Raw genomic sequence first — 10,198 nt, 5'->3', positions numbered from 1 at the left:
CTCCACATCACGGCTTCGAGGCCAGAAGAAGGACGTCCAAGCGCTCTCGGTGGAGGACCTCAACGCCGTCCGCTCTGCCGTGGACTCCTGGATGACCAAGAAGCGGCCCGGTCCAAAGCCGAACCAGGACATGCCCGACATCATTGACCTGCTACTCGCCACGGGCTGCCGGATCGGAGAAGTACTCGCCATCCGATGGACGGACATCGACTTGAGTGCGACGCCACCGACCGTGTCAATCAGCGGCACGATCAAGACGGAGACGGGAAAGGGCACCTACCGCAAGCCCAAGCCGAAATCCGACTCTTCGAAGCGCACCATCGCCCTCCCGCCGTTCGCAGTCGATGTCCTGATGAGGCGACGTGTCGAGCAACGAGCGAATCACTACAACGCCGTCTTCGCCACCCGCAACGGCACATGGCACCAAGTCGGCAACATCGAGCGGCGGTGGCGCACGATCCGAGCGGACACAGGCTTCGACTGGGTGACGCCACACACCTTCCGCAAGACAGTCGCGACCTTGATCGACCGCCTAGTCGACTCGGACACCGCGGCCCGCGTTCTCGGCCACTCCTCAGACGCGATCACCAAGGAGTTCTACATCGAGAAGGACAGGACGACACCCGACGTGACGCACATCCTTCAGTCCTTCGCCGGCAAAGCCACGACGACCAGGCCGGACGTCTGACGTCCCGCAGGCGGCCGCCTCGAGCGCCAGCCTGGCCCCAACCCCGGGACCACAACGTGCTGCCAACGCGGAGGTTTCCGGGACATAAACGCGGCACAAGGCTATGTGGCTCAAGAAACCAAGTGGCCCCCGAACTGCGTTTCCGCAGGTCAGGGGCCACTTTCTTGTAGCGGGGGCAGGATTTGAACCTGCGACCTCTGGGTTATGAGCCCAGCGAGCTACCGAACTGCTCCACCCCGCGTTGGTGAGCCCAACCCTACGGGACCGGCCCAAGCCCCTCCAAATCCGGCCGGAGGTCCGCTCGTGCGGTCAGCCCTGCTGCCCCTGGTCGCCGTTGAGCAGCTCCAGCGCCTTGGCGACCTTCGCCTCCGCGGCGGCGGTGCGGTCGGCGTACTCCTGGAGGTCGCCGGCCTTGAGGGCGGCGTCGGCGGCCTCGTAGTCGGCGCTGGCCTGGGTCAGCAGGGTGCGGACCTGCTGGGTCAGGGAGCCCGAGGGCGGCTCGCTGGTGTCGCCACCGCCGCCCCCGCCGGAGCCGCCGTTGTCCGTCGACGGTGGCGAGCTGGTGTCACCACTGTCGTCCGGCGTGATGCCGAGCAGGTCGTAGACCGCCTCCTCGAGCGTCGCGCCGATGCCGGTGCTGTTGCCCTGGGCGACGAGCACGAAGCGCAGCACGGGGTAGGTCGCCGAGCCGCTCTCCTGTTTGACGTAGAGCGGCTGGACGTAGAGCAGACCACCGCTGACCGGCAGCGTCAGCAGGTTGCCGTACTCCGCCTTCGCGTTGGTGCGCGTGAAGGGCAGCAGGACGTTCTGGATGTTCTCGTCGGCCCGGAACTTGTTGGCCACCTGGCTGGGCCCCGGCGTCGTGTCCGAGGACTGCAGTCGCAGCACCCGCAGCGTGCCGTAGCCGTCCTGGTCGGCGGCTCCGTCGACGGACAGGAACGCCGCGAGGTTCTGCCGCTTGTAGGGCACATAGACCGAGGTGAGCGAGAACGTCGGGACGTTGTCGCCGCTGGGGGTCTCGACGGACAGGCGGTACGGCGGCTGGAGCGTGCTCGACTGGTCGGGGTCGACGGGGACGTCCCACTGGTCGCTGCGCTCGTAGAACTCGTCGGCCTGGGTCACGTGGTAGGTCGCCAGCTGGTAGCGCTGGACCTTGAACAGGTCCTCGGGGTAGCGCATGTGCGCCAGCACGCCCTCGGGGATCTCGGACTTGGGCAGCACCGTGCCGGGGAACGCCTCCGCCCACGCCTGCAGGATCGGGTCGCTCTCGTCCCAGGCGTAGAGCTTGACGGTGCCGTCGTAGGCGTCGACGGTCGCCTTGACCGCGTTGCGCATGTAGTTGATCTCGTCGGTGGGCAGCGTCTGGAACGTGGTGTTCTGCGCCAGCGCGTCGGTCGTCATCTCCTCGAACGACGTCTGCTGGCTCAGCGGGTAGCGGTCGGTCGTCGTGAACCCGTCGAGCACCCACACGATCCGCCCGTCGACCACCGCCGGGAACGGGTCCTCGTCGACGGTCAGCCAGGGAGCGACCTTCTCGACCATGTCGCGCGGGTTGCGGTGGTAGAGGATCTTGGAGTTCTCGTGGACCCGGCCCGACAGGATCAGGTTGGCGTCGCCGTAGCGCATCGCGAACAGCACCTTGTGGAAGATGCCGCTGATGTCGACCCCCGCGGCGCCGTCGTACGTCGTCGTGGTCTGCGCGTCGGCGTCGCCGTTGCCCGGCAGGTCGAGCTCGATGTCGGAGCCGCTCGGTGCCTTGCCGACGATGGAGTAGTCGGGGCTCTGCTCGCCGAAGTAGATCCGTCCCTCGTAGCCGTCAGGGGTCAGGTCGGTGAGCTGCCCCCGCGGCGGCAGGCTGGTCTCCGCCCACGCCGGGTCGTCGTTGTCGGTGTCGGAGATCTGCTCCTTGTTGTCGGCCGGCCGCTGGTTGCCGTAGGCGGCGATCACGCCGTAGCCGTGGGTGTAGACGGTGTGCAGGTTGGCCCAGTTCTTGCTGCTCGCGGGCAGGCCGTCCTGGTTGAGCTCGCGCACGCCCAGCACCAGGTCGCGCTCCGGCGTCTGGCCGGACCCGTCCGGGATGTCGTAGCGGTCGACGTCGAGCACGTCCGCCACGGAGTAGTAGCCGCGCACCTGCTGCTTCTGCTCGAACAGCGGCTGCACCAGCTTGGGGTCGACCAGGCGGATGCCGGGGTTGTCGACGGCCGCCTGCGCGAACTTCCGCTTGTTGGCGGCGTCCTTGGTCGGGTCGGCCGGCGACTGGGGCACCAGGAGCGGTGAGGTGCCGGTGCCGTAGTCCTCGATCACCACGCCGTCGATGCCGTAGGCCTTGCGGGTGGCCTCGATGTTCTTCTGGATGTAAGGCGCCTCCTTGTCCGGCTCGCTCGGGTTGACCTGGAACTGCTGGACGATGCCCGGCCAGATCATGCCGATCAGCACGGCCGACAGCACCAGCAGGCCGAGCCCGAGGCCGGGCAGCATCCAGCCGCGGCGCCAGACGTTGACGAAGAAGAGCACCGCGCAGATGACCGCGATCCAGGTGAGGATGTTGCGGGCCGGGAGGATCGCGTGGTCCGCGGTGAAGTTCAGGCCGGTGAACCGGTTGCCGGCGTGGTTGAGCAGGTCGTAGCGACCCAGCCAGTAGTCCGCGGCCTTCGCGAGCACGAACAGGCCGACCAGCACCGAGAGCTGCCCCTGGGCGGCGGGGCTGAACCGGTCGCGGCGGCTCTGCAGCTGGATGCCGCCGAAGAGGTAGTGCACGATCGTGGCCACGACCAGCGACACCGCGGTCACGGCCATCACGAAGTCGACGAGGTAGTGCAGCCAGGGCAGCTGGAAGATGTAGAAGCCCAGGTCGTGGTGGAAGAACGGGTCCGTCTCGCCGAAGTCCTTGGCGTGCCGCCAGAGCAGATAGTTGCGCCACTCCCCGACCGCCGACGAACCCGCGAACAGCCCGATGAACACCGACAGGCCGATCACCAGCCAGCGCCGGGCGGGCACGATCGCCTCGCGGTAGCGGTCGAGGTTGGCCTGCTCGGGCGAGGTCGACCGGAACACCGGCCGCCAGCGGTAGGCCAGCGCGGCGTTGAGGGCGATGGCGCCGGCCATCACCGCGCCGAACACGATGAACAGCAGCACGCGGGTGCCGAGCATGGTGCCCCACACCTCGCCGTAGGACACCGACTGGAACCACATGCGCTCGGTCCACAGGGACGCGAAGGTGCTCAGCGCCACGAAGCCCACGGCCAGGATGCCGGCCGTCCACAACAGCGCACGCGACCGGCGCGACGGCCCTTGTGGCTCCGGCGTCCTCGCCGGCTCCTCGAACAGCTCGCTCACGACCCCTCCACCGCTTCCTCGGCCACATCCTCCGCCGGGTCGCCGGCCAACGTGGCGACCACCAGCTCCAGCAAACCAGGGACCAGGTCGGTCCCGCCCACCACCGACGCGCCGTCGTCGTGGGCACGCATCCGCAAGGCACAGTACGTGGCCCCACCGCGGGTCGCGCCGGCGACCAGGCGGACCTCTTGTCGGTCGGGGTGCGACCGGGCGTACGCCGTCGCCGCGGCCGCCTCGTCCGGCAGCTCGGCGTCGGCCGCCGGTGGCAGCACCAGCCGCTCCACGACCGCGGCACAGCCCACGACGGTGGCGGGCCAGACGATGTGCTCCAGCAGCCGCTCCAGCGGCTCCTCCCCCGCCAGCTCCTGCTCGACCGGGGTCAGACCGGTGGCCGTGGTCGGATCGGCGAGCCCCAGGCTGGCCGCCAGGGCCGGCTCCCGGGTGACCAGCGCAGCGGTGTCGACGAGGGCGTACAGCCGAGCGGGCTGGTCCCAGCCCGCCTCCGCGACGTGCGCCTCCACCTCGCGGACCGCCGCGGCGAGCGCGGGGTCGGTCTCGGGCCCCTCGGGGACCTCGGCCGGGGTCGCGGTCGGCTCGGTCATCCGGCGGCCTTGCTCGACGTGCAGGCGGGAAGGTCGGCGTCGTGGTCGGCGGTCCATGCCTGCACAGCGGTGAGGGCGCCGTGCATCGTGGTGGCCTTGACCAGCCGCATGTCGCCGTGGGGCGCACCCAGCGCCTCGTCGCAGTTGCCCGCGGGCACCAGGAACAGCGAGGCGCCGGCGTCGCGGGCCGCCACGATCTTCTGCTGGATGCCGCCGATCGGGCCGACCTTGCCGGCGGCCGTGACGGTGCCGGTGCCGGCGATGTCGGCGCCTCCGGTCAGCGACCCGGGAGTCAGCGTGTCGTAGATCGCCAGCGAGAACATCAGGCCGGCGCTCGGCCCGCCGATGGAGTCGGGGATCCCGACGTGGACGTCGAAGGGGAACTCGAAGCCGGGGCCGGGCACGATGCCGATGCGCTTGTCGCCGTCGACCACGGTGGGGGTCACCTCCACCGTGGTGCGCTTGCCGTCACGGAGCACCACGAAGCGCAGCGGCTTGTCGGCGGGGGCCGCGTCGACGGCGTCGACCACGCTCTGGGGGGTCGTCACCTTGGTGTCGCCGATCTGCACCAGCACGTCGCGCACCTTGAGCTTGCCGTCGGCGGGCAGCCCAGCCGTGACGTCGAGCACCTCGATGACGGGCTTGGTGTCGTAGCCGAGCTCCTGGAGCGCGGTCGCGATGGCGGCGTCCTGCGAGGAGACCATCTGCACGGCGGACTCACGCCGGGAGTCCTCCTCGGTCTCGTCCGGCGCGTAGACGGCGTCGTAGGGGTAGATCGCCTTCTCGTCGTCGAGCCAGGCCTCGACCGCGTCGACCAGGCCGACCCCGCGGCCGGGACGGGTGACATAGACGGTGGTCATCCGCATCTCGCCGTCGTCGCGATAGGTCTGGTGTCCAGAGACCTGGATGATCTCCTTGCCGTCGCGCTCACCGAGCACGTCGACGGTCACGCCGGGTGAGTAGACGACGTAGGGCACCGGCAGCGCGAACGCCGCCACGATCAGCGCCACGAAGAGCACGCCCGCGACCACCGCGGCGTAGAGGCGCTGACTCATGCGCCACAGCCTCTCATCACGCACCAACTAGGACGCGCGCGCCTGCTCCCCTGGCTCGGTGGGGCGCGCCACGGGCAGGTCGCGCTCGAGCGCCTCGCCGATCCGGGCCAGCGCGGTCTCGCGGTCGGGGGCGTCGGCGGGCTCGCGGCCGGCGACGGTCGCCACCAGGGCGGCCACCGTCGTGACCAGGACCGCCGGCACCAACCAGAGCAGGATCTCCACGCGCTCAGCCTAGGCAGCGTCGGGCCGTTTGCCCGGCCGCACGCGCCGAGGAACCGCTACGGCGTGCCGACCCACTCGTCGGAGCCGTCGGCGAAGCGCTGGTGCTTCCAGATCGGCACGGTCGCCTTGAGGGTGTCGATCAGCGCCCGGCTCGCGTCGAACGCGGTGCCGCGGTGGGCCGAGGTGGTGGCGACGACGACGGCGATGTCGCCGATGCCCAGCGAACCGACCCGGTGTACGGCGGCCACGCCGTGGACGTCGTACTCCTCGGCGACGCGGACGCAGACCTTCTCCATCTCGGCCAGCGCCGTCGGATGGGCGGAGTAGTCGAGGCCGGTGACCCCCTTGCCGCCGTCGTGGTCGCGGACCCGGCCGACGAACAGGGTCAGCCCACCACTCTCCGCGTCGTCGAGCGCGGCGACCACCTCGGCCACGTCGAGGGGCTCCTCGCGCAGCGCCACCAGGCGCAGGGCATCGGCGCGGTCAGCGGGTGCGGTCACCCGGCGAGCGTACCGGCCCCGACGACGTCGCCGGTCACCGCCGCACGAGTACCGTGGAGGCCATGACCGACCAGGTCGGACCCGGCTCCGACGACCACGACGACGGGCGCGAGCCTGCCGAGAACCCCTTCAAGGGCACCCCGTTCGAGGCGCTCTTCGGGGCCGGCGGCTTCGGGGCCGGCGGCCAGATGCCCGACCTGTCCACCCTGTTCAGCCAGATGCAGTCGCAGATGGCGGCCTTCTTCGCGCCCCACGACGGCCCCATCAACTGGGACCACGCGCTCGACGTCGCTCGCAAGCACGTCGCGGGCCAGCCCGACCCCTCCCCGACCCAGCGACAGCAGGACGCCGTCGCCGACGCGGTGCGGCTGGCCGACCACTGGCTCGACGACGCCACCGGCTTCGGCTCGGGCGTGCAGACGACGGCCGCCTGGAGCCGGGCGGAGTGGCTGGTCGGCACCACCGAGGTGTGGAAGGTGCTCGTCGAGCCGGTCGTCAAGCAGCTGATCGGCGCCATGGGAGCCGCCCTCCCCGAGGAGGCGCGGGCGGTGGCCGGCCCGATGCTCGGCATGCTCGAGAAGGCCACCGGGATGATGGTCGCCACGCAGGTCGGTCAGGCACTCGGCGAGCTCGCCGGCGAGGTGCTCACCGCCAGCGACATCGGGCTGCCGCTCGGCCCCGCGGGCAAGGCGGCCGTGGTGCCCAGCAACCTGGCCGCCTTCGCCGACGGTCTCGACGTGTCCGAGAGCGACGTGCTGCTCTATCTCGCGCTGCGCGAGGCCGCGCACCAGCGGCTGTTCGCCCATGTGCCCTGGCTGCGCGACCACCTGATCCAGGCGGTGGCCGACTATGCCGCGGGCATCGAGATCGACACCGACAGCATCGAGGAGCAGATGCGCGGCATCGACCCGATGAACCCCGCGAGCTTCCAGGACGCCATGCAGCAGGGCATCTTCGAGCCGAAGCAGACGCCGGCCCAGGAGGCCGCGCTGGGCCGGCTCGAGGTGACCCTGGCGCTGGTCGAGGGTTGGGTCGACGAGGTCGTCGGCCAGGCGACCGCCGAGCGGATGCCGGCCGCCACCAAGCTCGCCGAGGCGGTCCGGAGACGCCGGGCCAGCGGTGGGCCGGCCGAGGAGACCTTCGCCTCGCTCGTCGGCCTGGAGCTGCGCCCGCGCCGTCTCCGCGACGCCGCCACCCTGTGGGGCTCGCTGCGCAACCGGCAGGGCATCGAGGCTCGCGACGGCGTCTGGATGAGCCCGTCGCTGCTGCCGACCGCGGCCGACCTCGACGACCCGCTGGGCTTCCGCGAGGGGGCGAGCGCTCCGCTGGAGCTCTCCGACGAGGAGTTCGACGCCGAGCTGCAGAGCCTGCTCGACGCCGGCCTCGGCGGCGACCCCGACGCACCCACCGAGGGGTGAGCCCCTCCGCTCCCGAGTCCGGCGCCCGACGCAGCGGTGCCGGGCTGCACGCCGACGCGATGGCCACGCTGCGGACCTGGTCGCCGCCGGACGCGGCCCAGGCCGCCCTGCGAGACCGGTACGTCGCGCATCTCGAGGTCCATCCGGACGGGATGACCCGGTCCTGCTACCCCGACCATCTGACGGCCAGCACGCTGGTCGTCTCCGCCGACGGCACGCGGGCGCTGCTGACGCTCCACCGCAAGGCGCGGGAGTGGTTCCAGTTCGGCGGGCACTGCGAGGTCGGGGATGACTCCCTCGCCGCCGCCGCCCTCCGCGAGGCGACGGAGGAGTCCGGCCTGGCCCGGCTCGACCTCGACCCGGTGCCGGTGCAGCTCTCCGAGCACGCGGTGCCGTTCTGTGACGCCCGGGGCGGGGCGCACCACCTCGACGTCCGCTTCGTGGCCGTGGCCGCCGAAGCCGACGACCACGCCGTCAGCGAGGAGTCACTGGACGTGCGGTGGTGGCCGGTCGATCGGCTCCCGAACCAGGCCGCCGACATGGTGGCCCTGGCGGCGCTGGCTCGACGACGGCTCGGACTTCCCTCGGCCTGAGCGCGGACTCGGCGCGAGCTGCACCCCGACGCAGGAGCCTCAGTCGTCGGGGGTGGCCGGCGGCTCGAGCTGAGCGGCGGTGGCGTAGCCGAGGAGGTAGCCCTGAGCCTTCTCGGCCGCCGGGTAGCGCGCCACCCACGCCCAGAACTCCTCGTTGTGATGCGCCTCCAGCAGGTGGGCCAGCTCGTGCACGAGCACATAGTCGACCACCCAGGCGGGCATCGGCTGCAGGCGTGACGACAGCCGGATGGTGCGGTCGCTCGGCGTGCACGACCCCCACCGGGACTGCTGGTTGTCGACCCAGCGGACCGAGACCGGCTGCGCCAGTCCGCCCAGGTAGTCGTCGCTGAGCCGCTGGGCACGGGCCATCAGGTCGGTGTCGGTGCGCCGTCGGCGACGGGCCTCGGACCGCTCCACCCGGGCGACCATGGTGTCGACCCACTCGGCCTCCTCGGCCTTGGTGAGCGTGGCCGGGATGAGCACCACGATCCGCTCGCCGTCGCGGTAGGCCGAGACGGTGCGCCGACGCCGACGCGAGCGGCGTACCTCGATCTCGGGTGCGCTCCGGTCGACCATGAGCCGAAGGTACCCCTCGGCACCCACACCGCGGGTCAGCCCGGCGCGGCCCAGGCGAGCAGCCGCTCGCGCGGCCAGGTGTTGACGATCCGGTCGGGGTCGATGCCGGCCGCCTCCGCGCGCTCACAGCCGTAGTCGAGCATGTCGAGCTGCCCCGGCGCATGGGCGTCGGAGTCGATGGAGAACAGGCAGCCGAGGTCGCGGGCCAGCTCCAGCAGCCGGGTCGGTGGGTCGCGCCGCTCGGGCCGAGAGTTGATCTCCACGGCCACCTCGTGGGCGGCGCACGCCTCGAAGACGGCGTGGGCGTCGAAGCTGCTGCCCGGCCGGGTGCCGCGGCTGCCGGTCACCAGCCGGCCGGTGCAGTGGCCGAGCACGTTGGTGAACGGGTTGCCGACCGCGGCGACCATCCGCCGGGTCATCGCCGGAGCGTCCATCGCGAGCTTGGAGTGCACGCTGGCGACCCGCACGTCGAGCCGGGCCAGCATCTCGTCGGTCTGGTCGAGGGCACCGTCGTCGAGGATGTCGACCTCGATGCCCTTGAGCAGCGCGAACCCACCGGCGAAGTGGTCGTTGACCGCGTCGACCACCTCGAGCTGCCGGGCCAGGCGCTCCGCGGAGAGCCCGCGCGCCACCTTGAGCCGCGGGCTGTGGTCGGTGAGCACGAGGTAGTCGTGGCCGAGCTCGACCGCGGTGATCGCCATCTCCTCGATCGGCGAGCCCCCGTCGGACCAGTCGGAGTGGGAGTGCAGGTCGCCACGCAGCAGTGACCGCAGCTCGCGGCCGCCGGACGCCAGCGGGCCGGCGTAGCGCTGCTCCAGCTCGGCCAGTCGATCGGGCATCCGGCCGGCGGCGGCGACCTCGATCACCGCGGCGGTGCTGGCGCCCACGCCGGGCAGGTCGCCCAAGGTGCCGCCGGCCGCGCGCTCGGCGATCTCCTCGGGCGGGAGCGGCAGGATGGTCGCGGCGGCGGCACGGTAGGCCTTGACCTTGTAGGTGTCCTCGCGGGCCCGCTCGAGGAGGAACGCGATCCGGCGCAGCGCGGCCACCGGCCCGCCGGAGTAGGGCTGGTCACTCGCGGCCACGGCACCTCCGTCCGATCTTTTTACTCTCCACACCGGTGGACAGCCATTGTGGCTGGTCAGCGCGGTGTACGACGACGGCGACGGCACCGTCTCCACAGCGTTTCCCGACGTTCTCCACCGGACCGG

General features: G+C 71.4%; 10 protein-coding genes and 1 tRNA gene. 3 read left to right on the top strand and 8 right to left on the bottom strand.

The window, feature by feature from the left end; genetic code table 11:
* Positions 1-688 (top strand): site-specific integrase (locus R2740_RS02810; protein ID WP_371301160.1); only part of this gene is annotated, 688 nt, incomplete at its 5' end.
* 167 nt (positions 689-855) lie between these two features.
* Here the strand turns inward: R2740_RS02810 and R2740_RS02805 are convergent.
* The 6 genes from R2740_RS02805 to R2740_RS02780 form a co-directional block, all read right to left on the bottom strand.
* Positions 856-929 (bottom strand) — tRNA-Met (locus R2740_RS02805).
* Positions 930-997: 68 nt separating this feature from the next.
* Positions 998-4,024: a UPF0182 family protein gene (locus tag R2740_RS02800; RefSeq protein WP_371301159.1), complete on the bottom strand. Its 3,027-nt coding sequence runs from the start codon at positions 4,022-4,024 to the stop codon at positions 998-1,000.
* The gene (locus R2740_RS02795; protein ID WP_371301158.1) at positions 4,021-4,626 is read right to left on the bottom strand and encodes a PPA1309 family protein; all 606 of its coding nucleotides are present in this window, start codon (positions 4,624-4,626) and stop codon (positions 4,021-4,023) included. Before R2740_RS02795 ends, R2740_RS02800 begins: the two co-directional genes overlap by 4 nt.
* Positions 4,623-5,681, bottom strand: a complete 1,059-nt coding sequence (locus tag R2740_RS02790) for a PDZ domain-containing protein (protein ID WP_371301157.1) — start codon at positions 5,679-5,681, stop codon at positions 4,623-4,625. Before R2740_RS02790 ends, R2740_RS02795 begins: the two co-directional genes overlap by 4 nt.
* 27 nt (positions 5,682-5,708) lie before the next feature.
* On the bottom strand, positions 5,709-5,903 hold the full coding sequence (locus R2740_RS02785; protein WP_371301156.1) for a hypothetical protein: 195 nt from the start codon (positions 5,901-5,903) through the stop codon (positions 5,709-5,711).
* A 56-nt stretch (positions 5,904-5,959) separates the two neighbouring features.
* Complete coding sequence (locus R2740_RS02780) at positions 5,960-6,403, bottom strand: molybdenum cofactor biosynthesis protein MoaE (RefSeq protein WP_371301155.1); 444 nt, start codon at positions 6,401-6,403, stop codon at positions 5,960-5,962.
* A gap of 62 nt (positions 6,404-6,465) precedes the next feature.
* Here R2740_RS02780 and R2740_RS02775 point away from each other — a divergent pair, with 62 nt between their 5' ends.
* Positions 6,466-7,821 (top strand): zinc-dependent metalloprotease, encoded by a 1,356-nt coding sequence (locus R2740_RS02775; protein WP_371301154.1) that lies wholly within the window; start codon positions 6,466-6,468, stop codon positions 7,819-7,821.
* Positions 7,818-8,414 carry an NUDIX hydrolase gene (locus R2740_RS02770; RefSeq protein WP_371301153.1) on the top strand — a complete coding sequence of 199 codons (597 nt, stop codon included), beginning with the start codon at positions 7,818-7,820 and terminating at the stop codon, positions 8,412-8,414. Before R2740_RS02775 ends, R2740_RS02770 begins: the two co-directional genes overlap by 4 nt.
* 39 nt (positions 8,415-8,453) lie before the next feature.
* On the opposite strand, the gene R2740_RS02765 is transcribed toward R2740_RS02770, so the two are convergent.
* Both R2740_RS02765 and R2740_RS02760 read right to left on the bottom strand, forming a co-directional pair.
* On the bottom strand, positions 8,454-8,990 hold the full coding sequence (locus tag R2740_RS02765; protein ID WP_371301152.1) for a M48 family metallopeptidase: 537 nt from the start codon (positions 8,988-8,990) through the stop codon (positions 8,454-8,456).
* Positions 8,991-9,025: 35 nt separating this feature from the next.
* The gene (locus R2740_RS02760; RefSeq protein ID WP_371301151.1) at positions 9,026-10,168 is read right to left on the bottom strand and encodes a PHP domain-containing protein; all 1,143 of its coding nucleotides are present in this window, start codon (positions 10,166-10,168) and stop codon (positions 9,026-9,028) included.
* Positions 10,169-10,198 lie beyond the last annotated feature (30 nt).

This window comes from Nocardioides sp., from assembly GCF_041393715.1.
GTDB lineage: Bacteria > Actinomycetota > Actinomycetes > Propionibacteriales > Nocardioidaceae > Nocardioides.
Note: the sequence above shows the minus strand (reverse complement) of the source record. Positions and strands in the feature narration are given on the sequence as shown.